This window comes from Steroidobacter gossypii (assembly GCF_016801985.1).
Taxonomy (GTDB): domain Bacteria; phylum Pseudomonadota; class Gammaproteobacteria; order Steroidobacterales; family Steroidobacteraceae; genus Steroidobacter; species Steroidobacter gossypii.
The window spans coordinates 950,770-975,641 of sequence record NZ_JAEVLS010000002.1; the positions used below are offsets into that span (position 1 = coordinate 950,770).

A 24,872-nucleotide genomic window follows, 5' to 3' on the forward strand; every position below is an offset into this window, starting at 1 on the left:
AAACTTGCGCCCGATCTTGCGTCATGGGGCGGGGCGGTGCTATCTAGCCGCCCCTCATGGCTCAGCCGCTCCCCGAATCCACCGTCGCCGCGGGCCCTTTCAGCGCCTGGCTGCGACGAATGCGACGCTCCCTGCTCGGCAAAGAAGGAATGGACGTGCCCTGCGGGGACTGCGTCGGCTGCTGCGTGTCCGGCTATTCGCTGCAGCTTCGCCCCGAGGACCAGCGCGCCGCGGCCCGAATTCCAGCGACTTTCATCGTCAACGCGCCGGGCTTCGCCCAAGGCCATCTCACGGTGCGGCCGTTGTCGAGCGGACTGTGTCCGATGTTGGAAGGCGGGCGATGTTCTATCTACGCCGATCGCCCGCAAACCTGCCTCGACTACGATTGCCGGATCTTTGCCGCAGCGGGCATGGACGCGGGCGGCGAGGACAAGGCCGTCATCAACCAGCGAGTGCGGGAATGGCGGTTTTCGTATCCTGAACCGATGGATCGTCGGGAACATGAAGCGGTCCGTGCCGCCGCCGCCTTCATCCGGGACCGCCGCGACAGTTTCAGCGTGCGCGTTCCTGCTGGGCCCATGGGAATCGCGGTATTCGCCATCAAGTCCTATGAAGTGTTTCTGGATCCTGCGGTCGTGAACAAGAACGGCGCGGAGGTGGCTCGCGCCGTTCTCGAAGCCGTCCGGAACTTCGACACGTCGGCTTGAAGCAGTCCTGGGATGGTTCACCAGGCCGTCCGCGCTCGGATGCTATGATCCGGCCATGCAACGAGATCTCGACAAGATGCGCCGGCGGCCGTTCTTTTTCCCGCTGGTGCTCCCGGTACTGTTGTTCATCGTTCTGGTCGCCGCCGCGGCCTGGTTGTTCGATGCCCGCGCCACCACCGTCGTGTTCGTGGTCCGCCATGCTGAAGTGGAAACGGGCAACGATCCGGATCCGCCGCTGAGTCTGCAGGGCCGCGAGCGTGCGGCGCGACTGGCCACCATGCTTTCCAAGGCCCGCCCGGTGCGTGGCCTGGATGCGATTTTTGCCTCCGAGTTCCGACGTGCCCATCAGACGGTCACGCCCTTGTCGGAGACCCTGGCGCTGCCGGTGAACGTCGTACCGTCGGCGACCTGGTCGGAGCTGGCCCGGCGCATCACGCGCGAGCATCGCGGTGAGTATGTGCTGGTCGCCGGCAGCACCGCGAACATCCCATCGCTGGTCCAGGCGCTGAGCGGGGAGACCGTGACCCTGGGCGAAGACGAGTACGACACCATGTTCGTCGTGTTCGTGCCGCAGGTGTCGAAGACCAAAGTGGTGAGACTTCGCTATTGATAGGGCTATTGATGGGGCTATCGACGGGCTATTGATGCGACGCCGCCCTTGCCAGGCGCGGGGCCGGTGCTACAATTCGCGCCCTTCGGTGGGCCCGTAGCTCAGCTGGGAGAGCGCCTCGTTCGCAATGAGGAGGTCAGGAGTTCGATCCTCCTCGGGTCCACCAACTTCCCCCTTTTGACCCGCCCGATGTCCGAACGCCGCGACCGTCGGTGTTCGGCGACCTGAAACCGCGAGCTCTTGGCGGAATCTGCGCGTCTCTATAGTCTCGCGGCGTCCGGCTCTACGGATGGCACGAGAGTCTCCATGCTCGCTCGATTCCTGCTGTGGTTGGCGTTCTGCGGGGTGTTCTTGGGGGCCTTTGGGATGCCGTCCTACGGCGCTGAGGGCGCTGCCAGCGATGCGAAGCCCGATCCCATCGCGTCCCGCGCCATCATGACTGGCGAGCAGGTGGTGCAGATCCTCGACGAGACCGTCGATTGGTATCGCACGCTGGGCACCCAGCAACAGGCGGCCACGCAGCCCAGCGACCTGCTGATCCTCTATGCCAACCGGCAGACCGCCGACAAGGTCATCGCGCTGGCCTTCGAAATCGCGCGGGCCAATGCCGAACTGATCAGCAGCGAAGCGGGCGCTCAGCAAGAGCGGCAAGATCCAGACGCATCCGAGTCGCGCTCGATGGTGCGTATCAAGCAAAAGCTCGATGAGCAGCGCTCGCAACTGCAAGCCGAGATCGAAAGCGTGCGGCGTCAGCTTGGCGCGGCCACGGCGCAGCAGCGAGGCGATTTGCGGGCCAGACTCGAGGTGCTGCAAGGGGAGCTGGATCTGATCAACGCGCAGCGCAATCTGTTCGCCAACATGGCCCAGTACGCCAATGAAAACGTCGGTGCGAATGCGCTCAAGACGCACATCGACGCCATCGCCGCTTCCATTCCGTCCGCCAGCGCGGCGCCCCTGACGACGCCGGCGACGAGCACAACACCCGCTGCGGCGACGTCGGTGAGCGCAGCCGTTAGCACGTCGTTGAGTCAGTTCGGCATCTGGGATCTGACCGCAACGGTGCTGCGGCTGTCGGCCAAGGCGCGCACCATCGAAACCGTCGATCGACGCACGGCCGAGTTGCAGGAGGTCTTCACTCAGATTCGCGACGCGCCTTTGCAACAGCTGCAAGCGCTGGCCGCACGCGGCGATGCGCTGGCGGCCGAAACGCGGGCGCAAGATCAGGCCAGCTTGAAGCGAGTGCGCGATCAGTACGACACCATCGCCTGGTTGTTTCAACAAACCTCCTCGATCGTGACGCCGCTCAGCAAGGCCGAGGTGCTGCTCACCCAGTATCGGAACAATCTCGACAATTGGCGTGAGGCCACGCAAAGACAGTCTCGCGAAGCATGGCGCGTGCTGGTGATTCGCCTGGCGATTTTCGCGGCGTTGCTGGCGTTGGTGTTTACTGCCGCGGAGGTGTGGCGTCGCGCCGTCTTTCGCTATGTGTCCGACGCCCGGCGCCGTTCCCGTCTGTTGTTGTTGAGAAAGATCGTGCTGTGGGCGCTGGTCGTCGCCATCGCGGCGGCCACGTTTGCCACCGAGCTCGGTTCGTTGGCCACCTTCGCGGGCCTCATCACCGCCGGTCTCGCCGTGGCCATGCAGAGCGTGCTGGTGTCGGTGGTCGGTTATTTCTTCCTGATCGGCAAGTACGGCATTCGGGTCGGCGACCGCATACAGATCGGCAGCGTGACCGGCGAGGTCATCGATCTCGGGCTGGTGCGCGTGCATCTGATGGAGCTGAGCGGGCAGGGTGGCGCCATGAGCCCCACGGGGCGGGTCGTGGCCTTCGCCAACTCCGTCATCTTTCAAGCCTCCGGCGGCTTGTTCAAACAAATCCCGGGCATCGATCTGGCCTGGCACGAGATCACGGTGCGCCTGCCCTTGAGCGCCGATCATGCCGCGCTCAAGACGCGGCTCATCGAAGCGGTCAGCAGCGCGCTCAACGACTATCGCGACGACATCCTGCGGCAGACCCAGGAAATCCAACGCGCTGGTTCGTCGCATGGCGCTGGCGATGCCCAGCCGCAGGTCCAGTTGCGCTTCTCTGCCGAAGGCGTGGACGCCGTAGTTCGCTACCCGGTCGAACGGCAACATGCGGCGGAGATCGATGAGCGTGTGTCCCGCGAAGTGTTGAATGTGATTTCGGCGGAACCCGCGACGGCTCCGGCTGCTTAACCTCAGCATCGACAGCAGCGAGGAGAGACGTCATGGCGACTCACAAGCAGAGCCATTTGACTCGCAAGACCAAGACGCCCGGCACGATGAAGGATGTGCTGTCAGCCAACGTCCGTCACCAGCAGAGCCGCGCCAACGCGACCGCCAGTCCGCCGGAGGCGAAGCGTTCGCCACATCAGCGCGTCAAGGACGCTGACCGCAAGCGTAAAGCGCACTGAGGCGCGGTGCTCCAGGCCAGGGACGGCGGTGCAAGACCAGGAAGGCATAGCCGGGTATGATCCTCCGCAAGCTTTGATCGCGGAGGATTTATGGCCTCGACGAGTGCAGCCGGTGCGGTGGTGGCGGGTGTGCGCCGGCCCTTGGCGCCCGCCGTCGCTGCTGGATTGAGCGAGCGCTTCGCTGAACGCTACGTCACATCGACGGCCGTGCGGGAGCATCACGGTCGTGACGAATCCGCCTTCGATGTCACTCCGCCGGATGCGGTCGTCTATCCGTTGACGACCGAAGAAGTCGCGTTCGTTCTCGCGCTGGCCAATCGACACAGCGTGCCCGTCATCGCTTATGGCGCCGGCTCATCGCTGGAAGGGCAGCTGCTCGCCGTGCAAGGGGGTGTTTGCCTCGACCTGTCACGGATGAACAACATCCTCGAAGTCGATGCCGCCGAAGGCATCGCTGTCGTGGAAGCGGGAGTCACGCGCAAGCAGTTGAACGAACGTCTGCGCCAAGAAGGCGTGTTCTTCTCGGTCGACCCGGGCGCCGATGCGACGATCGGCGGTATGGTTGCGACGCGCGCCAGCGGCACCAATGCCGTTCGCTACGGCACGATGCGAGAGAATGTTTTGTCACTGACGGCGGTGACAGCCTCCGGTGAGATCATTCACACCGGAACTCGTGCTCGTAAATCTTCCGCGGGTTATGACCTCACACATCTTTTGATTGGCAGCGAAGGCACGCTCGCCATCGTGACCGAGGCGGTGGTGAAGTTGCGGCCGGTGCCTGAAGCATCGAGCGTGGCGGTGGGACATTTCCCCGACGTGGATGCCGCCGTGCGCACCGCCAGCGAGATCATCCAGTTCGGCCTGCCGATCGCACGTTGCGAGCTGCTGGATGAGATGACGGTAGTGGCGCTGAATCGCCACAGCAAGCTCACGTTGCTGGAGCGGCCGATGCTGTTGATGGAATTCCACGGGAGCGAAACATCCGTGGCCGAACAGGCAACCGCGGCCGAAGAGATTGCCAAACAAAATGGCGGCGAGGATTTCCGCTGGACGCAGCTGCCCGAGGAGCGCACCAAGCTCTGGAGCGCGCGTCACAATGCGTACTTCGCGACCATGCAACTGCGGCCAGGCTGTCGCGTGTTCTCAACGGACGCCTGCGTGCCGATGTCCAAGCTCGCCCAGTGCATCGCCGAAACGCGCACCGACCTGTCCGCCAGCGGCTTGACGGCCACTGTGCTGGGTCATGTGGGAGACGGCAATTTCCACGTCTCGCTGGTGATCGATCCAACCAGCCAGAAAGAGTGGCAGCTCGCCGAAGCTTTCAACGAGCGGCTGGTCCATCGGGCCATCGCCATGGGAGGCACCTGTACGGGCGAGCATGGCGTGGGTCTGCACAAGAAGCGCTTTCTGGAAGCCGAACATGGCAAGCCGGCCGTCGACGTCATGCGGGCGCTGAAGCGGACGCTGGATCCGAACAACATCCTCAATCCGGGCAAGATCTTCGATTGAGCCCAAGCGGCCGCAGTGCCATAAGACTGCAATCTGGCGGCGACGATTCTGTAAAACGGGCCCGGCATATTCCTCGGCCTCATGCCATTGCAGGGAGTTGCCATGCGTTCGCGGTCCATGTGGCTGGCTGTCGCGGTCGCGACGACGTTTTCCGTCGCCGCTCACTCGCACAATCAATATTCGCATTCCAACGAAGCCGATCGGTTCGAAGAACGCCTCGAGGGCAGGGAGGCGCGCGCCAAAGCGGCTCAGCGACTGACATGGCGCGATTCACGCTGGAAGTACGATCCAGTGGTGAAGATCAAGCTGCTCGGCATCAATGACTTCCACGGTCAGCTGTCGCCACGTACGGTGGGTTCGCGGCCCGCAGGCGGCGCCGCCGTGCTTGCCTCATATCTTCGTGCGGCCTCTGAGTCTGCGAAGGATGGCGCGATCATCGTGCACGCGGGAGATCACGTCGGAGCGTCGCCGCCGAACTCGGCGCTGTTGCAGGATGAGCCTGCCATCAGCGTGCTGAACCAATTGGCCAACAAACATTGCCTGCCGGTGCGGCTGTTCCGCAAGCTGCCGCACGATGTCCAGGCTCATACTCAGCCACGCTGCAACATCATTGGTACTTTCGGCAATCACGAGTTCGATGAAGGAATCGACGAGGCGCTGCGCCTGGTCTATGGCGGCAATCATGAGCAAGGGCCCTTCATCGAGGAGCGCTGGCAGGGCGCGCGGTTTCCATACATCAGCGCCAACGTGATCGATGAGCGCACTGGCCGTTCGGTGCTCCCGCCTCATACCGTAAAGCTCGTGGACGGCGTGCGCATCGGCTTCATCGGCGCGGTGCTCAAGGAAACGCCCAGCATCGTGACTCCGACGGGTGTCGCCGGGCTCGAGTTCATCGATGAGGCCGACGCAATCAATGCCTCGGTGAAGCAGCTGAAACGCCAGGGCGTGAAAACCATCGTGGTCACCATCCATCAGGGTACGGGCCAGACCAGCTACACCGGCCCCACCGATCCGGAAGTGGCGCCGCCTGCCGGGCCCATCGCCGAGATCGTCAAGCGCCTCGATAGCGAAGTGGACGTGGTGATCTCAGGACACGCGCACGGCTTCACCAATGCGCTGGTCGCCAATACCAAGGGCAAGCAGATCCTGCTGACGCAGGCATTCTCGGCCAGCACGGCCTACGGCGACATCGACCTGTCGATCAGCCGCAAGAGCGCCGATGTGGTGGAGAAGTCCGCCGCTATCGTCACGACCTGGGGCGATGAAGGCCCGGGTCTGGTGCCGGATGTGAAAATGGCCCAGCTGGTGGCGCAAGCCGATGAGCGCGTCGCGCCTTTGGTGAATCGCGTCGTCGGGACTGTGACAACTGCTTTGACGCGCACTGAAAGCAGCGCTGGCGAATCCTCGCTGGGCAATCTGATCGCGGACGCACAGCGCGTCACGACCAATGCGGACTTCGCCTTCATGAACCCGGGCGGCATCCGCGCCGATCTGGCGGCGGGTGAGGTGACGTGGGGCGACTTGTTCACCATCCAGCCTTTCGGCAACGATCTGGTGTCGATGGATCTCACCGGCGCGCAGATCAAAACGTTGCTCGAACAGCAGTGGCAGGGACAGACCTTCCCGCGGATCCTCAAAACGTCGGGCCTGACATACACCTGGGACAACGCCCGCCCGGTCGGTGATCGCGTCACGCAGATCCTCACCGCCGAGGCCACGCCGCTCGAGCCGACGGCGATCTATCGTGTGACTGTGAACAGCTTCATTGCTGCCGGTGGCGACAACTTCCTGGTCCTCCCCGAGGGGACGAACCGGGTGGTCGGCCCCGTCGATCTGGATGCCTTGGTCGAGTACGTGGAATCGCTCCCACAGCCGTTCAATGCGGCGATTGAAGGGCGCATCACGCGCACCAACTGAAGTCGTAGGTACCACGGAAGGATAGGGAACAGGGACGTTCCCACCTGGCGTCACGTGCTTGTGACTCAGCTTTTTGGGGGCACCCGCAGCGCGTGGCGCTGTAACTTCCCCGTGGCGGTCTTGGGCAAGGCCGTTCGGAATTCGATCACGCGCGGATATTTGTACGGCGCAATGTTCTGTTTGACGAACTGCTTCAGCGTTTGCGCGAGCTCCGCCGAGCCCTCGTTGCCGTCGTTGAGCACCACGAAGGCTTTGACGATCTGGCCGCGCGCCTCATCCGGAACGCCGACGACCGCGCATTCCTTGACGGCTGGATGTTCGAGCAGAGCGGCTTCGACTTCCGGCCCGGCGATGTTGTAGCCGGCCGAAATGATCATGTCGTCCGCTCGCGCTTCGAAACGGTAATAGCCGGCTTCGTCCCGCGAATACAGATCGCCGGTGATGTTCCAGCCTTGATACACGTAATCGCGTTGGCGCGCATCGTCGAGATACCGGCAGCCGGTGGGGCCCTTGATCGCGAGCCGCCCGATCTTGCCCGGCGGCAGCGGCAGACCCTCCGGATCGAGGATGCAGGCCTGATAGCCGGGCAGGGGCTTGCCCGTCGTGCCCGGGCGGATCTCCTCGCCCTTGGCTGAAATGAATATATGAATGAGCTCGGTGGCGCCGATGCCGTCGATGATGCGGATGCCAGTCGCCGCATGCCAGGCGTCCGAGGTGGCTTTGGGCAAGGCTTCGCCGGCTGAGATGCAGCGCTTGAGACTGGAGATCTCGAACTTCGACACGAGCGGGAGCAGCGCGCGGTATGCGGTCGGCGAAGTGAACAAGGCGGTCGCGCGACAGCGCTGCACGGCCGACAGCAGGTTCTCGCCGCTGGGCTGCTCCACCAGGACGCTGGCGCCGCGCCGGCCCAGTGGAAATACCAGCAGGGCGCCCAAGCCGAACGTGAATCCCAGTGGCGGGCTGCCGACGTAGATATCTTCAGGCGAGGTTTCGAGAAGATGGTCCGCCACCACCGCTCGCATGGCGAGCACGTCGCGGTGGAAGTGCATCGTCGCTTTGGGCGTGCCGGTGGTGCCGGAGGTGAAGGCGAGCAGGCAGACATCGTCACGGGCAGTGTCGACATTGTCGAATGTCGAAGCCTGCCCGTTCATCATTTTCTCCAGCCGCCCACCCCCGCGATCCGCTTCGTAATAGACGATGTTGTTCAGCTGGCCGCTCAATGCGGCTGCGTGCTCGAGTTCCTGTGCGAAACGTGAATCGCACAAGGCGTGATCGACTCGCGCTCGCTCGGCTATGACGGACAGTTCGTGAGCACGCAGCAGCGGCATCGTCGTGACCGCGATGGCGCCGGCCTTCATCACGGCGAGCCAGCACGCGACCAGCGTGGGATTGTTCGGCCCTCGCAGCAGCACGCGATTGCCGGGCACGACGCCCATGTCTTTCACCAGCACATTGGCGATGCGATTGCTGCGTTCGAGCAACTGCGCGTAGGTCAACACACCGTTGTCCGAGTAGAGCGCGACGCGATCGCCGTGACCTTCGCGAACGGCGTCGTCGAGCAACACGACGCCGCAATTGATGCGCTCGGGATACTGCAGCTCCGGCAGATCGAAACGAAACTCCGGCCACAGATGCGGGGGCGGCAGCCGCTCTCGCGCAAATCCATCCACGTGCGAGGAGTAAGGCATGTGGAGGGTTTGCGCGAGCATCAAAGCGTCCTCAAGTCACCGCGGCCCGAACTGCGTAACGTGGATCCGCCCAGCAGCCGCTATGAACCACATCGGCGATGGTGTAGGCCGCGTCCCAGACATCCTGGTAACGCAGATAAAGAGGTGTGAAGCCGAACCGGAGCAGGTCGGGCGCACGGAAATCGCCGATCACGCCGCGCTCGATCAGCGCCTGCATGATGGCGTAGCCGTCCGGGTGCGAGAAAGAAACATGACTGCCGCGCTCGCTCACATTGGCCGGACTCACCAGCTGTAGCGACGGGCAGATGTCGGCCAGCAAATCGACGAACAACTCGCTCAGCCAGCGCGACTTCTGCACGATGTCCTGCATGCGACTGCGAAGCATGAGATCGACGCCCACTTCCAGACTGAGCACGCCCAGGATGGAGGGCGTGCCGCACAGGAACCGGCGGATGCCGATCGCAGGCTCGTAGTTGTCGATGAACTCGAACGGACGGTTGTGACCCATCCAGCCGCGCAACGGCGAGGCCAGCTCGGCTTGCAAGCGCTCCGCCACGAATAGAAACGCCGGCGCGCCCGGCCCGCCATTCAGATATTTATAGCCGCACCCCACGGCCATATCGGCTTCGCAGCCGTTCAGATCGACCTCGATCGCGCCGACGCTATGACTCAAATCCCAGATGACCAGCGCGCCATGCTCGTGCGCCTTCGCGGTGATGGCTCGCATGTCGTGGATGGCGGCGGTCTTGTAGTGGACATGCGTGAGCATGACCACCGCGGTGTTGGCATCGATGGCGTCGATGATGCGCCCGGACGGTTCCAGCCGCAGCTGCATCGGGCAGTTGCGCATGCCGATGGCGCCTTCGGCCATGTAAAGATCGGTAGGGAAGTTGCCCGGCTCGGACAACACGACCGAGCGGTCAGGACGCACGGCGAGCGCGGCGCCCAGCAACTTGAATAGATTCACCGAGGTGGAGTCGGCGACCACGACTTCGCCGCTGCGCGCACCAATCAGCTTGGCGATCTTGTCGCCCACACGCAGTGGCGCATCGATCCAATGATGATCGTTCCAGCTACGGATCAGCCCCTGGCCCCATTCCCTGGCGACCACTTCGTCGATGCGAGCGCGCGTCGCCTTGGGCAGCGGGCCCAGCGAGTTGCCGTCCATGTAGATGATGCCACCCGGCAATTCGAACTCTTCGCGCCGGTGACGCAGGGGATCTTCCTGGTCCCAGCGGCGGATCGCCGGGTAGGTAATCGCATCTCGTCGCTCGAACGTGGTCACCTTGTCGAATTTGCGATGCATCGGCCGGCCCCCAAACGCCGTCAGACTTCCGTTGCCCGAAAGTGTCGCGCCGGGGCGGCAAGACATTGTTCCGAATGCCCGGCCTTGCAAAGCCTCGGAAAGAACGATACTGGTAAGATCAAGGTCTTTTCGAGGAAAACGTCCTGATGCTGGACAAAACCGAAACCGCTATCCTGAAATTGCTCGAGGACGACGGACGACTCTCGTACGCCGAGCTGGGCGAGAAGGTCGGCCTGTCGAAGAGTCCGTGCTGGTCCCGGGTGCGCGAACTGGAGCGCCAGGGCGTGATCCGGCGTTATCGGGCGGACATCGATGCCGCGGCGGTCGGGCTGGAGCTGCACGCGTTCGTGCAGGTGACCATCAACTCCGCCCGGCACACCGATTTCGAAGCGGCGGTGAATCGTCATCCTTCGGTGCTCGAGTGCTTCACCACCGCCGGGCAGGCGGACTACCTGCTGCACGTTCTGGTTCGAGGCATCGGCGAGCTGGACGAGCTGCTGCGTGCGGAGATCTCGCGCCTGCCAGGCGTGCAAAAAGTCGAGACCACCGTGTGCATGAAGACCATCAAGCATCGCGGTTCGGTGATGGCGTGTCTGCGATAGCGCGCGAAGTTTGCAATGTGACAATCGTTTCAGGAGAACATCATGATCGGCGGCGTCAGTGCAGTGGTCCTCATCAAGGCCGAAACTTCCTCGGTCAACGAGCTCGCGCAACAGCTCGTGGGAGTCAAAGGGGTCGCCGAAGTGTTCTCGGTGGCCGGTCAGTACGACCTGGTCGCCATCGTTCGCGTCAAGGAGAACGAGGAGCTCGCCGAAGTGGTGAGCGACAGGATTCGCAAGCTGCCGGGCGTGCAGCTCACCGAGACCATGATCGCGTTTCGCGTGTTCACCAAAGCGGCGGTCGAAGGCATGTTCGATCTCGGCAGCTGAGCGATCTCATACTGACCACGTGTCAGGTTAACGTCAGGACAGCTTCGGCATCATGAGTCCCGGTCGCGCGAAGATGATTTCGCGCCGAGTTCACCGGGAGAGTTCATGAGTTCCGAAGTCCGCACCGCCGCCGTCGTGGCGATATTACTTGCCACGGCGAGCTCCGGCGCCTTCGCTGCGGACAGTGCCGATTCGATCGCCATTCGCGCGCAGATCGAAGCGCTGCGCGTCGAGCAGGCGCGCATCGCCGAGATGCAGCGTCAAACCGAAGCGAAGATTCGGGCGTTGGAAGCGAGCGTCGGGGTAACCAGCCCTTCCGCGCAGACGGCACCAGATGTTGCGCCCACTGCACCGGCGCCGATGATCGCCGATGGCGAGCCGAAGTTGAATGTCACCGGCGATCTGCGTCTGCGTTATCAGGGCGACTACTCCGATGAGGACGCTCGCGCTCGTAAGAGCGGCCAGGTGCGGGGCCGGCTCGGTGCAACTTACGCCGTGAACGATCGCCTCACGCTGGGCGCCCGCCTGGCCACGGGCGATTCGGACGATCCGAACAGCACCGACGTGCAGCTGTCGAACTTCGACGATGACTTCGAGGTGAGCCTCGATCAGGTGTATGCGCGGCTCGACTTCGGCGACGTCAGCGTGTATGGCGGCAAGATTCCGCAGCCTTTCACACGCACCGATCTGGTGTGGGACGGCGATGTGAATCCGGACGGCGTGAGCGCCATGTACCAACATAAGCTCGGTAGCGGCGCGACGCTTCGAGCCAATGGCTTGTTCTTCATCGTCGATGAAGATGCGGGCGGGGCGGACAGCACCCTGATGGGCGCGCAGCTCGGCTATGACACCGCGGAGCTCGGCGATTTCAAGTTCGGTGCGTCCGCGGCTTACTACGACTACACGCTGGGCAGCATCGTCGGCGCGGACGACGGCGACTTTCGCACCAACCTGCGGCGTGCAGACGGCAACTATCTATCCGATTTCGATCTGGGCGATCTCATCGTGGAAGGCACCTGGTCGGGTCTCGGCTCGCGTTGGCCGGTGCGCTTCGTCGGCGACTATGTGAAGAACTTCGGCGCCGAGACTTCGGAGGACACGGGTTACAGCATGGATCTCAGCATCGGGCGCGTCACGCAGCCGCACGATTGGCGTGTGACGTATGGGTACTCGGTGGCCGAAACGGACGCGGTGTTCGCAGCGTTCTCCCACGACAATATCGGCATCGGCACCAATTACGAGTTGCATGCGCTGACGCTCGACTACGTGCCCCTGCCCAAGACGTTGCTCACCGCCTGGTGGTACCACTACAAGCCCGAGAATGCGTTCGATGCGGGCGCCAACGCGGTGGGCGACTGGCTGGATCGTCTGCGCATCGCCTTTCTCGTTTCGTTCTGAGTGCGCACGCCGGCCTTGTGGCAACGTCACGAGGGCCGTTACATTGGGCCGATGACCCAACCCGCCAGCTCCTATGTCGCCGCGAGCGACCGCTACGATCGGTTCGCCTATCGCCCGGTCGGCCGCAGCGGCCTGAAGTTGCCGCCGCTGTCGCTCGGGCTGTGGCACAACTTCGGCAACGACACGCCGCTGGATCGGCAGCGTGAGATTCTTCGAACCGCGTTCGATCTGGGCATCACTCATTTCGATCTGGCCAACAACTACGGCACGCCGTATGGCAGCGCCGAGAGCAACTTCGGTCGCCTGTTGAAAGAGGACTTCCACGCTCATCGTGACGAGCTGATCATCTCCACCAAGGCCGGCTGGGACATGTGGCCCGGGCCCTACGGGCAGGGCGGCGGCTCGCGCAAATATGTGCTCGCCAGCCTCGATCAAAGCCTGCGGCGGATGGGCCTCGACTACGTCGATATCTTTTATTCGCACCGGTTCGATCCGGAAACGCCCATGGAGGAAACGGCGTCGGCGCTGGCCACAGCCGTGCAGCAGGGCAAGGCGTTGTATGTCGGGGTCTCGGCGTACTCGCCTGAGCACACCCTCGAGTTCGCAGCGCTGCTGCGTCGCTGGCAGGTGCCCCTGCTGATCCACCAGCCCTCGTACAGCATTTTCAACCGGACCATCGAAGGTGGCTTGTTTCAAGCCGTGGAGCAGGCGGGGGCGGGCATGATCGCGTTCTCGCCGCTCGCCCAGGGGTTGCTGACCGATCGCTATCTGCAGGGCATTCCTGCCGACTCACGCGTGGGGCGCGGCACTCGTTTCCTGCGGCCGGAGAATGTATCCGAGGTGGTTGTCGAGAAGGCCAGCGCGCTGAATGAAATCGCCAAGGCGCGCGGCCAGTCGCTCGCTCAGATGGCGATTGCGTGGGTGTTGCGCGATCGCCGCATGACGTCGACCATCATCGGTGCGAGCAGCGCGGCGCAGGTGAGGGAGAATCTCGGCGCCTTGAATCAGCTGAGCTTCAGCAGCGAAGAGCTCGCGGCCATCGACCGCATCGCTCCCGGGCCCGTTTGACTCATTACCGATCCACGCACGCGCAGATCCATCGCGCCACATGCTGGTGAGTGAGCAAGGCGAAGGCATAGCCGAGCCGGCTGTGCTCACGCAGAAACTGCGTCGGTTGGTGCCACCTTCGGATGCGTCGTACGAGCATGGCGTCCCCGCGAGAGCCGACGATCCCCCTGGCAAAGCGCGCAATCCATCAAAGCGCGTGCTTTCCCGACAGAGCGCCGCCGGCCGGGAACTCACCGCGTCATCCGGCGGTTGCTCTCGACGCTCGTCCCCGTCAACTCCGCCGCCCCGAGGCTTTCATGGATGTGTTGTCGTTACTGCAATGGCCCGCGATGGTCGTCACCCTGACCGCCGCCTGGCTGGTCGCCTCCCAATCCAAAGTCCGCCGCAACTGGGGCTTCTGGACCTTCATCGCCAGCAACGTGCTCTGGATTCTCTGGGGCTGGCACGAGGACGCTGTCGCCTTGATCGTGCTGCAAGTCGGCCTGTTCATCCTCAACCTGCGCGGCGCCCGCAAGAATGACCCCGCGACGTCGTGATCTCGATGAGAACTGCTAGAATGCGCGCCGTCGCCCCCGTAGCTCAGTGGATAGAGCGACCGCCTCCTAAGCGGTAGGTCGCAGGTTCAACTCCTGCCGGGGGCGCCATCCCCAGCCAGCTCATCTATCCGATCCGAAGCTTCGACTCGTCCAGCTCGAACTCCTGGTCGATGCCGAGCTTCTTCATGATGGCGGGCAGAACCTGATGTATCATCCGCATCCCGACCAACAGCTCATTCATATAGATATCGGGATGCAGCTGTGATTTGTTGAATCCGAGACTCTCGGCTTCGGCTGTATGTCCGAGCGCATCGCTGGAGTCGTAGACCAGATCGAGCAGCTCAGCTCGCAACGGCACTCCAGCGCGGAACGCTCTGTCCTTCACGAAGGTCAGCCATTCCGCGTAGTCTTTTTTCACCTGATATTTGAATTGAGCGAACCTGGGTGCGAACTGCGTGTTCACCTCGATCTTGCAGGCCGCGAGGGACAGCAGGCAGGGTTCGATGTTGTCGGCAGGCGTGTTCGACAGGTCCAGATCGTCGTCATGAACGAGTTCACTGACGTAGGCGGCATAGAAGCCGTAGACGTCGTTGAGCGATTTGTAGATCTTGTAGATCGCATCGGAGTGTGGATCTTGCTCCAGCAACTCCCAACTTTCATCATTGATGTCGTCATAGTCCAGATCGAGCGCGCGCGGAAACTTATCGGGAATGGATACGCCCATCTCCTTGAGCACCCTGAAGGTCTCGCCGCAAAGAAGCTCCATCTCGTCCGTCAGGGGCGACGTGTTGTACCCGGTTTCGGCGCTCTCTGCGGCGCGCTCAGCCAGATAGTGCATGAGTCGTTCCCACTTGGCGGCGTCCTCGAGCGACCCCGCCGTCAGAACAAACGCGGCGTCCTGGTCGCCAATGTTTGCTATGGCCCGAAGTCTCTGCTCCATCTCTTGCGACATGTGTTCGCCCTTTTTCCATTTGCTGATCTGGGCGGGCGAAACATTGAGCTTGGTCGCCAGATCTTTTTGTGTACCGGATAGGGCGTTGAGAGCCAGTTGTACGAGCGCTTCGCTGTCCATCGGTGCCTTCTCCCGATTATTTAGTAAAGTCAGAGTTCGGTTTACGAAATTGAACTCTAGCGACGGTTTAGTGAATTTGCAATATGGTTTACTAAATGGCTGCATGGCTGCAGGAGAGGTGCTGCCGCGAAAGCGTGATAATCTGGTCAGCATGACTAGAGCCAAATCCAACACCGGACCAAAGAAGCGGCAGCAGCGTGCGGTCGCCAAGAATCGTCGCGGATATTGGCTCCTGCAGGACGCCAAGGCACGGTTCAGCGAACTGGTGCGTAAGGTTAGGAGCGAAGGGCCCCAGCATGTGACTGTGCATGGACGGGATGAGGTGGTGGTAATAGCTGCCGAGGATTTCCGGCGACTGAAGGGTGACATCACGGGAACGGCGCTCATCGAAGCGATGCAGGCATCGCCCTATCGCGACGAGGAGATCGAACCGCTGCGAGAGCCGATGCCCGTACGAGATGTCCCGCTGTGACCGGCTGGCTGCTGGACACAAACATCCTCTCGGAGCTGAGGCGGCCCCGACCGGAGCGCAAGGTTGTTGCGTTTGTTGCGAGTCAGGCTCTCGATCTGCTCCATATCAGTACCGTTACGCTGGCCGAGATCCGATTAGGCATCGAGCTTGTTCCTGATGCCACCCGCCGCTCCGAGTTGATGGATTGGCTCACCCACAAGGTCCGGCCCATGTTCGAGCAGCGCGCACTCGGAGTCACCGAAGACATCATGTTCAAGTGGCGACTCATGGTGGAGAACGGACGCAAGATCGGGCACACCTTCTCGCAGCCCGATTTGATCATCGCTGCAACGGGGCAGCATCACGGCCTCACGGTTGTCTCGCGTGATACCCGAGAATATGTGAAAGCGCGTGTGCCGGTGTTCAATCCTTGGGTCGATCCGTTGCCGGAATCGTGAGAGGAGGCGAAATGCACTGGAATATCCGATCGAGTGTGCGAGCGCGCTGTTTGCTCGTGTTGCTATCTCTCGCAGCCGCGCTGAACGCGGCAGGAGCGAGGGCGGCCGATGTGGCGGGAGTGTTCGAGTTGATGCCGGAGCAGAGTGGAAATATTGAGCGGGCGATCGAACAGGCGGTCGAGAAGATGGGGTTCATCAAGCGGCCGATTGCCAGAGGGCGGTTGAGTAAAACAAATGTGCCGTACAAGCGCGTGAGCATCGAGATCGGCCAGAGTGAGGTGGCGGTCGGGTTTGATGGGCGGGAGCCGATTCGGATGCCGGGGAACGGGCAGCCGATCAGATGGAAACGTGAGGATGGCGAGACGTTCGATGTCTCGGCGAGGGTCGAGGGCGACAGGCTGTTGCAGACGTACAAAGCGGAGGACGGCCAGCGCGTGAACACGTTTTTCAAGGCTGCGGATGGGGCGCTGCATCTGCAGGTGGAAGTGTCGAGCCCGCAACTGCCCCAGCCGTTGAAGTACGAGCTGGTGTATCGGCCGGCCGCGTAGCGAAGGAAAGCTGTGGAATTTGTTCTTTTGATGGCGGCGGCCGCCGCCGCTGCCACTGAACCGCCTGAAGTTACCGTCATTGGCTCCAGAGTGCCCATAACGGATGAGGATCTGGCGGCGAGCATCACGGTGCTCAGGCGGGATGAGTTCGACATAGAGAAACCGGTGGAACTCGCCGATCTGTTGCGACGAGTGGCGGGCATGCATGTCGATACTGTCGGCGGTCGAGGAGGCACGGGTTCGATTTACGTGCGCGGCGCCGACCCGAACTACACGCTGGTGCTGGTGAACGGCGTACGGGTCAACGATCCGACGAACTCACGCGGTGGATCGTTCGATTGGTCGGCGCTGGATATCGCCGATATAGAACGCATCGAGATTGCGCGCGGCCCGTACTCCGCCATCTATGGCGGAGACGCACTGGCCGGTGTGATCAACATCGTGACGCGTCCTGAATCGATGTCCACCATCACCGTAGATGCAGCCGCAGGCGCGTACGATACGAGCGATCTGTCGCTGCGGGCGGTTTTGCCGACCGACGATGCACGCTGGCATTTCGGCGTCGGTGAGTCGAACGAAGGGGAACGCGTTCGAGGGAACGATTTCGAAGTGCGGCGGATCTCGGGCGGCGTCGCGGCATCGCTCGGAGAGACCACCGATCTGAGTGTCTTCGGCCGCTATTCCGAAGCGACCCGCGAGGGATTTCCGGACGACAGCGGCGGATTCCAATACGCCGCCTTGCGCGACCCGGAGCATCGCGAATCGCAGGAAACGCTGTTCAGCGCAGGACTGGTACAACGCCTGAGCGATGCCACGGTCTCGCTCACGTTGGGCTATGTCGAACGCGGCGAAAACATCGATTCCCCAGGCGTTGCGCCAGGGGTTCGTGATCCATTCGGCGTACCCGCGAGCCTCGTCGATACAAATCTCGAACGATACACGGCGACGTTATCAGCCACGCAACCCCTCTCGAACGCCGTGTCGGTGGCCTACGGCGTCGACTGGCAGCGCGAGGCAGGTTCCAGTGACGGCGTAATCGATCTCGGCGGCTTTCTCGCGCCGACGTCGTTCGAGTTGACGCGCTCATACTGGGCGGCCTTCGCCGAGATGCGCGTCCAAACTTCGCTGGGCCTGTCCGCACAAGCCGGCGCGCGCGTGGACATGCCTGAGAGTGAGAGCTCGGTGACAAGCCCGCGTCTGCGCGTCGCCTACGCGATGCCCGAAGACGTAACAATTGCAGTCAGCTGGGGCAAGGCATTCAAGCTGCCGAGTCTGTATGCGCTCGGGCACCCGCTGGTAGGAAACACGACGCTCGCGCCGGAGCGCAGCCGTTCGTATGAAATCGAGCTGTCGCAGGAGCGGGGCGCCGCCCGCTGGAGCGCCACCTGGTTCGATAGCGAATATCGCGACGCCATCGATTTCGATTCCGGTCCTCCGCCGCAACTGGTCAATCGCAATCGCGTTCGTTCACGGGGCGTCGAGCTGGCCGGACGCTTGAAGGCCGGCGCGCAATGGTCCTTCGACGCAAGCATCACTCACGCTCGCAGCCGAATCACTGCCACCGACAACGAGCTTCGTAACCGACCGGACTGGAGCGGTTCGTTGGGCATGCGCTGGGCGCCGACCCAAGCACTCACGCTGTCGCTGGCGGCGACCTACGTTGGATCGTCTTTCGATTCGTCGATTGCAACGGGCGATGTGCGTTTGCCGGGCTACACCCGTGCGGATTTCGATGCAGTGTGGGAGGTCTCCGATCACATCGAGACGTATGTTTCGATCGACAATCTCACCGACCGGCGCTACGAGCAGTTCGTCGGCTTCGAAACGCGAGGCATCCTGCCTCGGGCCGGCGTGCGCTGGCGTTTGTAACAAGTCGCGGGTCCGCTTCCGCCGGATGCATCGAGCAGCGGTGAGAAGTCACGGCGACTGACAGCCAGTCGCCGTGACACCGATGCTCTCGACTCAAGCGAGACTCAGAACTTGTACGTCGCGCCCACCGTGTACGTGCGACCAATGTCCGTCTGGAACAACGTGTCTTCACGCACGCTGTCGATGAACAAGGTGTTGCGTTCCTCGGTGAGATTCTGCGCCTCCAGGATCAGCGTCAGGTGGTCGTTGAAGTTCCAGGACGCGGCGGCGTCGACGTAGAACGTGTCGCTATTGCCTTGCAGATCGCTGCCGGCCGAGGCCGGAATGCCGCGAATGTATTTGTCCCGATAGGTCCCCGTGGTGCGGATGCTGAAGCGACCGTCGTCGTAGAACAGCGTGCCGCTGGCGGAGTTCTTGGACAGACCGACCAGGTCGGCGGTGGTCGAGGAAGTCACCACGCCGCCGCTGCTGGTCAGGATGTACTCGATCTCCGATTCCACACGGGTGTAGTTGCCGAGCACGCCGAAGTTGCTCCAGAAGCCCGGCAACATGTCGAGCTGCACCTGCGCGTTGAGCTCGAAACCCTTGAGCGGCCCGCCGTCGGTGTTCTCCAGCCGGCTGACGTTGAACACATCGGTGGGCGAGGCGGGCGTGCCATCGAGCAGCGCATTGGGCAGCCCCAGCTCGGTGTAAACGACCGGGCTGGTGATGCGCTGGATATAAGTCTCGATGTCCTTGTAGAAGTAGGCGACCGAGAGCAGCGAGCCCGGGCGGAAATACCATTCCAGACTCAGATCGGCGGTCTTGGCGCGAATCGGATCCAGGAACGGATTGTTGACGGTGCCGGTTCGGGTGGTCGCCGTGATGCTCGCCGTGGGCGTCAGATTGCCGAGCTCGGGCCTCGACATGACTTTGGCGGCCGAGAAGCGCGCCAGGAGGTCGGGCGTCAGCTCGAACACCACGTTCAACGACGGCAGAGTGTCGCTGTAGTCGCGATCGACCTGATTGCGCTGGCCGACGGTGGGGAATGGCGCGCCGGCCGGGGCGTTGACGGGAATGTGGCCCACGGCGCGCTGGTCCGTCTGCACGTAGCGCACACCGATGTCGCCTCGAATTGGAATGGTCCAGTCGCTGCCGCTGTCGAACGACACCATGAAATAGCCGCTCGTGACCTTCTCCAGAATCTCCGATTGAGCCGCGCCGCATTCGACGCCGCAGAAATCCATGTCCCCGAAGGCGAACACATCGCGCCACTTTTTCGGATCGACGGCCACCCAGCTGGCCGGCGCGCCCGAGCCGAACAAATCGTCCAGGCCCGTGATCCGGCGCGAGATATCGGCGACGGTCACGCCGTCCGGCAATGCCTGCACCGGCACTTGCGAAGGCACGAGGTTCGAATTTCTGGAGTGGAAATCGTTCTCGCGATACTGGCCGCCCCAAGTGAAAGCGAACATGTCGTTGGCCTGCCATTCGGCGGCGAGATCGAAGGTGGCGATCTGTGTCACGTTGCGCGACGGCTTGCCCTGGGTCGAGAAGCCGCCGAGCACGGTCTGATTGCCGTCCGGGCTGGGCTGGTACGCGAACGCTCCCGGATCGTTCACGTCGATGCCAAAGCCGATCAGCGGCGTTTCGCGGCCGCCGCGAAAGTCGAGCGTGAAATTGCGCGTGTCGATGGCGTCCAGGAAAGTCTGCAGGCGCATCGGACCGTCCCAGATCGAATTCGAGCGTCCGGCCAGGCCGGTCAGCTTGAAGCGATCCGTGAAGGCGTGTTCGAAACTCAGGTTGACCTGCTCGAAGGTCGACACGAACTGATCCACCAGGCCTTCGGAACGAACGTCGACGCCATCGAACACCGCGTATTGCACCGAGCCGTGCTCGTCGAACGAAATATCTCGCACCGACACCATCGGCTGACCGTTGTTGGTCAGATTGCGACCGAACGACAGACCGAGGATGTAGTTGTCGCGGCGCTCGACCTGAAAGCGCGACAACAGACCGTCGAGCACGATGTTGGTATTCTCGGTGGGCATCCATTGCAGCGTCAGTGTGCCGCCGGTGCGCTCGGTGTCTTGCTCCGAGTTCACGTAGCGCGGCAGGCGCGGCAGGAACGCGCCGCTGCCGGGCACGTTCGGCAGACTGTCACGCCGCAAGTTGTACACGGTCTGGTAAGCAGCCAGATCGCTGGAGCGCGGATTGGTCACGTAGCCACTGCTGCAGTTCTCTTCGCTGGCGCCGCGCGTGCCCGGCGTCGGGCTCGGCGCGGTCTCGGTCCAACCGATGGGCGTGCAGAAGGGCAACCAGATCGGGTTCTGGCTGGTGCCGATGTTGTTGGCGTTGGTGTTGGCCGAAAGAACATCCACGGCCGAATAACCGACCTCGCGGATGTTGCGCTTCTGGAACGCGGCGGAGGCGAGCACGCCGAAGGTGTTGTCGAAGAACTTCTGCGAGAACAGCATGGACGCGCGCGGATCGAGATCCTCGCTGATGGTGTTGAACACTCCGCGACCGGTCAGGGTGAGCACGCGGTCTTCGGCGAAGTCGAAGGGGCGAGGGGCCTGCAAATCGACGGTCGCGCCCAGCGAGCCTTCTTCGACATCGGCCGAAGGCGTCTTGCGGACCGCCAGCTGGGAAAAGATTTCGGTGGGGAACACGTTGAAGTCGAAGCTGCGGCCGTTATTGCCGGCACCGTAGATGTCGCTCGAGCCGGTCTGCGCAGCGGCTTCCATACCGTTGATTCGTACACGGGTGAACAAAGGTCCCAAACCGCGCACCGAGATGTTGCGACCTTCGCCGCCATCGCCTCGGGACAACGTCACACCTGGAATGCGTTGCATGGACTCGGCGAGATTGCTGTCTGGGAATTTGCCGATGTCCTCGGCGGCGATGACATCGATGGCCGCAGTTTCTGCGCGCTTCTCGGCGAGCGCAGTGTTCAGCGAGCCTCGGAATCCGGTGACCACCACTTCTTCGAGCTGGCCGCCGCCTGTTTCGCCGCCCTGCGTTTCGGCGGCGCTGGCCGCCAGTGGTGCGATGAGCGCGCTGCCCAGCGCCGCGGACACAGCGACGCAAACCATCGATCGACTGTACTTCGACATCGACATAGGTCCCCCAATCGGCTTCGTTATTTAGCTTCGCCTCGGAGTCAGCTGACACCGGTAGCACGCAGCATTTGTCCGAGTAACCTCATCATGACAGTTCTTGATCGAAAGTGAAATATTTTGACGCAAAATGATGGCCGCCCAGCTCTGGCGAGCACGATCGGCCGCTAAGTAGCGGTTTTTGCGAAAAATTTGCCGTGCGGCTTGGTGGAAGCCGCATGCTGGATCGACCCTGCCGCTGGTAAAGTGCGCCCCGCTTTTTCCCCAGACTGGCTTTGCAGGAGTTTGCTCGTGAGTCATCGATCACGGATCGACCGCAGCGTGGCGGTTGTGACGGCGTGTGTCAGCGTGTTCGCTTTCGGCGCCGCATCCGGCCAAGAGGACGCTGGGATCACCGAAGTCGTCGTGACCGGTTCGCGCATCAAGCAGAACCAGTTCGATGCGCCGACGCCGACGGTGGCCGTTCCGATCGAGGCGATTCAACGTTCGGGCAGCACCAATCTCACCGATTTCCTGCGCACCATGCCGGCGCTCGTCTCCTCGCAGGACGATCTGCAGAACACCGGTTCGCAGGGCTACATCGGCAGCACTGGTTTGAATCTGCTCAACCTGCGCAGCCTCGGCGAGGAGCGCACTCTGGTGCTGGTGGACGGTCGACGCCATGTCGCGCAGCTGCCCGAAACCGCGGCCGTCGACATCAACACGATTCCAATGGATCTGATCGAGCGCGTGGACATCGTGACTGGCGGTGTCTCGGCCGTCTACGGCGCGGATGCGGTGTCGGGCGTCGTGAACTTCGTGATGAAAAAGGATTTCGAAGGGCTGCTCGGTCGCGTGCAGTACGGTGGTGCAGACGCTGGCGGCGCTCGCGATTCGTATGCTTCGATTACCGGCGGCATGAACTTCGCCGATGGGCGCGGCAATATCTCCGGCTCCATTCAGCACACCGAGCGCGGACGGTTGCAGGCGAGCGATCGTAGTTATCTGCGCGGCGCCAACTACACCAGCATGAAGCGCAATCCCAATGATCGTGACGACGATCCGGCGGTCCCGGACGAGGTGCCGCTGAACGACATCCGCTTCTTCGACAGCGCTCGCGCAGGCGCCATCGACGTGGACTTCGACGGCGCGCCAGACACGTTGCCCGATGGCAGCGCGTTCGAGATCCCGACGTTCGTTTCGCCGTTCTATGCGCAAGGCGGCAGCGGCACGCCGCTCGCGGATTACATCGGCGATCTGTTGCCGGATGCCAAAACCACCGTGGCCAGCGTGTTCGGCCAGTTCGAGCTCAGCGACACGGTGAATTTTTTCGGTGAGGCCAAGTTCGTGCGCGGCAAGGCCAAGGCGTACATGCAGCCGACCTTCGACTTCTCTCTGTTCCAGAGCGCGGACAATCCTTATCTGCCGGCCGCCGTGGCCGCGCAGATCATTCCGGGAGCCGCCGCCGAGGCTCTTGAGGATGACACCGCGCCCGACGGCGTGCTCGTCAGTCGCGATCACTTCGACTTCGGCGTGCGGGGCGAAGAAGCCACCCGCGACACCATGCGGTTCGTCACCGGCGTGAACGGCTCTTTCGCGGATCGTTACAACTACGAAGTCTCGTACACCTACGGCCAGTCCGAGATCGATGCGCTCGCGCTCAACAATCGTTACAACGATCGCTTCCTGGCCGCCATCGATGTCGTGACCGATCCATCCACGGGCCAGCCGACGTGCCGTTCCAATCTGGATCCGACCGCGTTGCCATACCAGCCCTTTCATGGCTTCGACTTCTCTGGCCCGCTGTCATTCACGCCCGGCGCCAACAGCGGCTGCCGGCCGTTGAACATCTACGGCGAAGGGGTGGCCGATCCGGCTGCCCTTGCGTGGATCATGCTCAATAACGAAGCATCCTCGCGCGTGACCCAGAACGTTTTCAACGCATTCGTGTCCGGCCCGGTGCCGGGCATCACGCTGCCGGCCGGTGACATCGATGCCGTGGTGGGTGTGGAGTGGCGTCGCGAGGGCAGCCGCTCGGTGCCGCCGATGGAGGATCAGATGGGACTGACGTTCGGTAACGTCATTCTGCCCACCGACGGCACCTTCAATGTCAAGGAAGCCTTCGCCGAGCTGCGCGTGCCCATCCTCGCGGATCTGCCGTTTGCCGAGATGCTGCAGGTCTCCGGTGCGGTCCGTGTTTCGGATTATTCGACCGTCGGCAGCACGACGACCTGGAACACGGGTTTGCTGTGGGCGCCGGTGCGCGATGTGAGTTTCCGGGGCACCGTTGCTGAATCGGTGCGCGCGCCGAACATCGCCGAGTTGTTCAGTCCGCAGAGTCAGACGTTCGAAGCGATCTTCGATCCTTGCGACGTCTCCGAGCTCGCCAACGGCACCAGCTACCGCGCCGCGAACTGTGCTGCCATCCTTGGTGCATTGGGCGTCGATCCGGTGGGCTACATAGATCCGAACTCCGACACCATCCCTGGCGTGGGCACCGGCAACTCGGGGTTGAGCGAAGAAACTGCGCGCAGCTACACCTTCGGCGCAGTGTTCCGACCGCAGTTCATCGAAGGGCTGGCGTTGTCCATCGACTACTACGACATCAACATCAAGCAGGCCATCAGCACCGCCGATGCCCAGGATGTCGCCAACAACTGCGTGGACCAGCCGACGATAGACAATGTGTTCTGCGACTCGCTGACGCGCGCGTCGGGCACTGGCGCCATCACGAGCTTCGTGGTGCAGCCGGAAAACGTCGCCTCGTTCCGTACGCGAGGCATCGATTTCAACTTGAACTACTTGCTCGACCCCTCGCGCCTTGGCTTGGACGCCGACATCGGCACGTTCCGGTTCGCGCTGGTCGGCAGCCGGCTCGATCGGCTCACGACGATTCCGACGTTGGGCGCCGAGCAGATCGACGAGCGCACCACCGCCGACTTGCAAAGCGGCACCTATGCGCCGAAGTGGACGACCACGTTCGATACGACCTGGGAGTTCGGCGGCCTGACCGTGAACTATGGATTCAATTATTTCAGCAAGACCTCCCGCTATACATTGCTCACATTGGCGGGCAATCCGGACCAGGCGTCGCGCGCCAACATCTACTACGACGCACAGGAGACGCACGATCTGTCGGCGTCGTTCGACTTCCTGGACGCCTATCGCATCTACGCCGGCGTGAACAACCTGACCGACCAGCATCCGGACTTCACCACGATCTTTCCGGTGAGCCCGGTTGGCCGCTTCTACTATGCGGGGTTGACCGTGTCGTTCGGCAATCGCTGACGACGA

At 62.6% G+C, this 24,872-nt stretch carries 20 protein-coding genes and 2 tRNA genes; 18 read left to right on the top strand and 4 right to left on the bottom strand.

The genetic code is table 11. The features are described 5' to 3' along the window. Positions 1–56 precede the first annotated feature (56 nt). From JM946_RS11355 to JM946_RS11385, 7 genes are all read left to right on the top strand, one after another. Positions 57–707, top strand: a complete 651-nt coding sequence (locus tag JM946_RS11355) for a YkgJ family cysteine cluster protein (RefSeq protein ID WP_203167399.1) — start codon at positions 57–59, stop codon at positions 705–707. A 55-nt stretch (positions 708–762) separates the two neighbouring features. Further along, positions 763–1,317, top strand: a complete 555-nt coding sequence (locus tag JM946_RS11360) for a SixA phosphatase family protein (RefSeq protein WP_203167400.1) — start codon at positions 763–765, stop codon at positions 1,315–1,317. A 90-nt stretch (positions 1,318–1,407) separates the two neighbouring features. Next, positions 1,408–1,483, top strand: a tRNA-Ala gene (locus JM946_RS11365). 140 nt (positions 1,484–1,623) lie between these two features. After that, positions 1,624–3,534, top strand: a complete 1,911-nt coding sequence (locus tag JM946_RS11370) for a mechanosensitive ion channel family protein (RefSeq protein ID WP_203167401.1) — start codon at positions 1,624–1,626, stop codon at positions 3,532–3,534. Between the two features lie 32 nt (positions 3,535–3,566). Continuing rightward, positions 3,567–3,752: a hypothetical protein gene (locus tag JM946_RS11375; protein WP_203167402.1), complete on the top strand. Its 186-nt coding sequence runs from the start codon at positions 3,567–3,569 to the stop codon at positions 3,750–3,752. 90 nt (positions 3,753–3,842) lie between these two features. Then, complete coding sequence (locus JM946_RS11380; RefSeq protein ID WP_203167403.1) at positions 3,843–5,261, top strand: FAD-binding oxidoreductase; 1,419 nt, start codon at positions 3,843–3,845, stop codon at positions 5,259–5,261. Between the two features lie 102 nt (positions 5,262–5,363). Beyond that, positions 5,364–7,178: a bifunctional metallophosphatase/5'-nucleotidase gene (locus tag JM946_RS11385; RefSeq protein ID WP_203167404.1), complete on the top strand. Its 1,815-nt coding sequence runs from the start codon at positions 5,364–5,366 to the stop codon at positions 7,176–7,178. A gap of 65 nt (positions 7,179–7,243) precedes the next feature. On the opposite strand, the gene JM946_RS11390 is transcribed toward JM946_RS11385, so the two are convergent. After that, positions 7,244–8,887 (bottom strand): AMP-binding protein, encoded by a 1,644-nt coding sequence (locus tag JM946_RS11390; RefSeq protein WP_203167405.1) that lies wholly within the window; start codon positions 8,885–8,887, stop codon positions 7,244–7,246. 10 nt (positions 8,888–8,897) lie between these two features. Continuing rightward, positions 8,898–10,172, bottom strand: a complete 1,275-nt coding sequence (kynU, locus tag JM946_RS11395) for a kynureninase (RefSeq protein ID WP_203167406.1) — start codon at positions 10,170–10,172, stop codon at positions 8,898–8,900. Positions 10,173–10,318: 146 nt separating this feature from the next. On the opposite strand from kynU, the gene JM946_RS11400 reads away from it, so the two are divergent. The 6 genes from JM946_RS11400 (at position 10,319) to JM946_RS11425 (ending at position 14,211) form a co-directional block, all read left to right on the top strand. Then, positions 10,319–10,774, top strand: coding sequence for an Lrp/AsnC family transcriptional regulator (locus JM946_RS11400; protein WP_203167407.1), 456 nt, complete (start codon positions 10,319–10,321; stop codon positions 10,772–10,774). A gap of 42 nt (positions 10,775–10,816) precedes the next feature. After that, the gene (locus JM946_RS11405; RefSeq protein WP_203167408.1) at positions 10,817–11,101 is read left to right on the top strand and encodes an Lrp/AsnC family transcriptional regulator; all 285 of its coding nucleotides are present in this window, start codon (positions 10,817–10,819) and stop codon (positions 11,099–11,101) included. A gap of 105 nt (positions 11,102–11,206) precedes the next feature. Further along, positions 11,207–12,499: a putative porin gene (locus tag JM946_RS11410; RefSeq protein ID WP_203167409.1), complete on the top strand. Its 1,293-nt coding sequence runs from the start codon at positions 11,207–11,209 to the stop codon at positions 12,497–12,499. Between the two features lie 51 nt (positions 12,500–12,550). Next, a complete protein-coding gene (mgrA, locus tag JM946_RS11415) occupies positions 12,551–13,567 on the top strand; it encodes an L-glyceraldehyde 3-phosphate reductase (RefSeq protein WP_203167410.1) in 1,017 nt (338 codons plus the stop codon). A 296-nt stretch (positions 13,568–13,863) separates the two neighbouring features. Continuing rightward, positions 13,864–14,103 carry a hypothetical protein gene (locus tag JM946_RS11420; RefSeq protein WP_230979589.1) on the top strand — a complete coding sequence of 80 codons (240 nt, stop codon included), beginning with the start codon at positions 13,864–13,866 and terminating at the stop codon, positions 14,101–14,103. 32 nt (positions 14,104–14,135) lie between these two features. Next, positions 14,136–14,211: transfer RNA gene (locus tag JM946_RS11425), tRNA-Arg, on the top strand. Between the two features lie 16 nt (positions 14,212–14,227). Here the strand turns inward: JM946_RS11425 and JM946_RS11430 are convergent. After that, positions 14,228–15,175 (bottom strand): helix-turn-helix domain-containing protein, encoded by a 948-nt coding sequence (locus JM946_RS11430; protein ID WP_203167897.1) that lies wholly within the window; start codon positions 15,173–15,175, stop codon positions 14,228–14,230. Between the two features lie 151 nt (positions 15,176–15,326). On the opposite strand from JM946_RS11430, the gene JM946_RS11435 reads away from it, so the two are divergent. The 4 genes from JM946_RS11435 to JM946_RS11450 all read left to right on the top strand — a co-directional run bounded on the left by JM946_RS11435 (position 15,327) and on the right by JM946_RS11450 (position 18,501). Continuing rightward, positions 15,327–15,647, top strand: a complete 321-nt coding sequence (locus JM946_RS11435) for a type II toxin-antitoxin system Phd/YefM family antitoxin (protein ID WP_203167411.1) — start codon at positions 15,327–15,329, stop codon at positions 15,645–15,647. Then, entirely contained in the window at positions 15,644–16,084 is a 441-nt protein-coding gene (locus JM946_RS11440; protein WP_203167412.1) for a type II toxin-antitoxin system VapC family toxin, read from the top strand. The genes JM946_RS11435 and JM946_RS11440 overlap by 4 nt, the downstream gene beginning before the upstream one ends. Positions 16,085–16,203: 119 nt before the next feature. Then, positions 16,204–16,632, top strand: coding sequence for a hypothetical protein (locus JM946_RS11445; RefSeq protein WP_203167413.1), 429 nt, complete (start codon positions 16,204–16,206; stop codon positions 16,630–16,632). A 12-nt stretch (positions 16,633–16,644) separates the two neighbouring features. Next, positions 16,645–18,501, top strand: a complete 1,857-nt coding sequence (locus JM946_RS11450) for a TonB-dependent receptor plug domain-containing protein (RefSeq protein ID WP_203167414.1) — start codon at positions 16,645–16,647, stop codon at positions 18,499–18,501. 104 nt (positions 18,502–18,605) lie between these two features. Here JM946_RS11450 and JM946_RS11455 read toward each other — a convergent pair whose 3' ends face one another. Then, on the bottom strand, positions 18,606–21,596 hold the full coding sequence (locus JM946_RS11455; protein WP_203167415.1) for a TonB-dependent receptor: 2,991 nt from the start codon (positions 21,594–21,596) through the stop codon (positions 18,606–18,608). A 294-nt stretch (positions 21,597–21,890) separates the two neighbouring features. On the opposite strand from JM946_RS11455, the gene JM946_RS11460 reads away from it, so the two are divergent. Further along, positions 21,891–24,866 (top strand): TonB-dependent receptor plug domain-containing protein, encoded by a 2,976-nt coding sequence (locus JM946_RS11460; RefSeq protein WP_203167416.1) that lies wholly within the window; start codon positions 21,891–21,893, stop codon positions 24,864–24,866. Positions 24,867–24,872: the final 6 nt, after the last annotated feature.

Excerpts from the sequence above, each read along its gene's own strand:
- JM946_RS11355 (WP_203167399.1), top strand. The coding sequence starts at position 57 with ATGGCTCAGCCGCTCCCCGAATCCACCGTCGCCGCGGGCCCTTTCAGC.
- JM946_RS11400 (WP_203167407.1), top strand. The coding sequence starts at position 10,319 with ATGCTGGACAAAACCGAAACCGCTATCCTGAAATTGCTCGAGGACGAC.
- kynU (WP_203167406.1), bottom strand. The coding sequence starts at position 10,172 with ATGCATCGCAAATTCGACAAGGTGACCACGTTCGAGCGACGAGATGCG.
- JM946_RS11370 (WP_203167401.1), top strand. The coding sequence starts at position 1,624 with ATGCTCGCTCGATTCCTGCTGTGGTTGGCGTTCTGCGGGGTGTTCTTG.
- JM946_RS11390 (WP_203167405.1), bottom strand. The coding sequence starts at position 8,887 with ATGCTCGCGCAAACCCTCCACATGCCTTACTCCTCGCACGTGGATGGA.
- JM946_RS11430 (WP_203167897.1), bottom strand. The coding sequence starts at position 15,175 with ATGGACAGCGAAGCGCTCGTACAACTGGCTCTCAACGCCCTATCCGGT.
- JM946_RS11360 (WP_203167400.1), top strand. The coding sequence starts at position 763 with ATGCAACGAGATCTCGACAAGATGCGCCGGCGGCCGTTCTTTTTCCCG.
- JM946_RS11410 (WP_203167409.1), top strand. The coding sequence starts at position 11,207 with ATGAGTTCCGAAGTCCGCACCGCCGCCGTCGTGGCGATATTACTTGCC.
- JM946_RS11455 (WP_203167415.1), bottom strand. The coding sequence starts at position 21,596 with ATGTCGAAGTACAGTCGATCGATGGTTTGCGTCGCTGTGTCCGCGGCG.
- JM946_RS11435 (WP_203167411.1), top strand. The coding sequence starts at position 15,327 with ATGACTAGAGCCAAATCCAACACCGGACCAAAGAAGCGGCAGCAGCGT.
- JM946_RS11405 (WP_203167408.1), top strand. The coding sequence starts at position 10,817 with ATGATCGGCGGCGTCAGTGCAGTGGTCCTCATCAAGGCCGAAACTTCC.
- JM946_RS11375 (WP_203167402.1), top strand. The coding sequence starts at position 3,567 with ATGGCGACTCACAAGCAGAGCCATTTGACTCGCAAGACCAAGACGCCC.
- mgrA (WP_203167410.1), top strand. The coding sequence starts at position 12,551 with ATGACCCAACCCGCCAGCTCCTATGTCGCCGCGAGCGACCGCTACGAT.
- JM946_RS11420 (WP_230979589.1), top strand. The coding sequence starts at position 13,864 with ATGGATGTGTTGTCGTTACTGCAATGGCCCGCGATGGTCGTCACCCTG.
- JM946_RS11380 (WP_203167403.1), top strand. The coding sequence starts at position 3,843 with ATGGCCTCGACGAGTGCAGCCGGTGCGGTGGTGGCGGGTGTGCGCCGG.
- JM946_RS11385 (WP_203167404.1), top strand. The coding sequence starts at position 5,364 with ATGCGTTCGCGGTCCATGTGGCTGGCTGTCGCGGTCGCGACGACGTTT.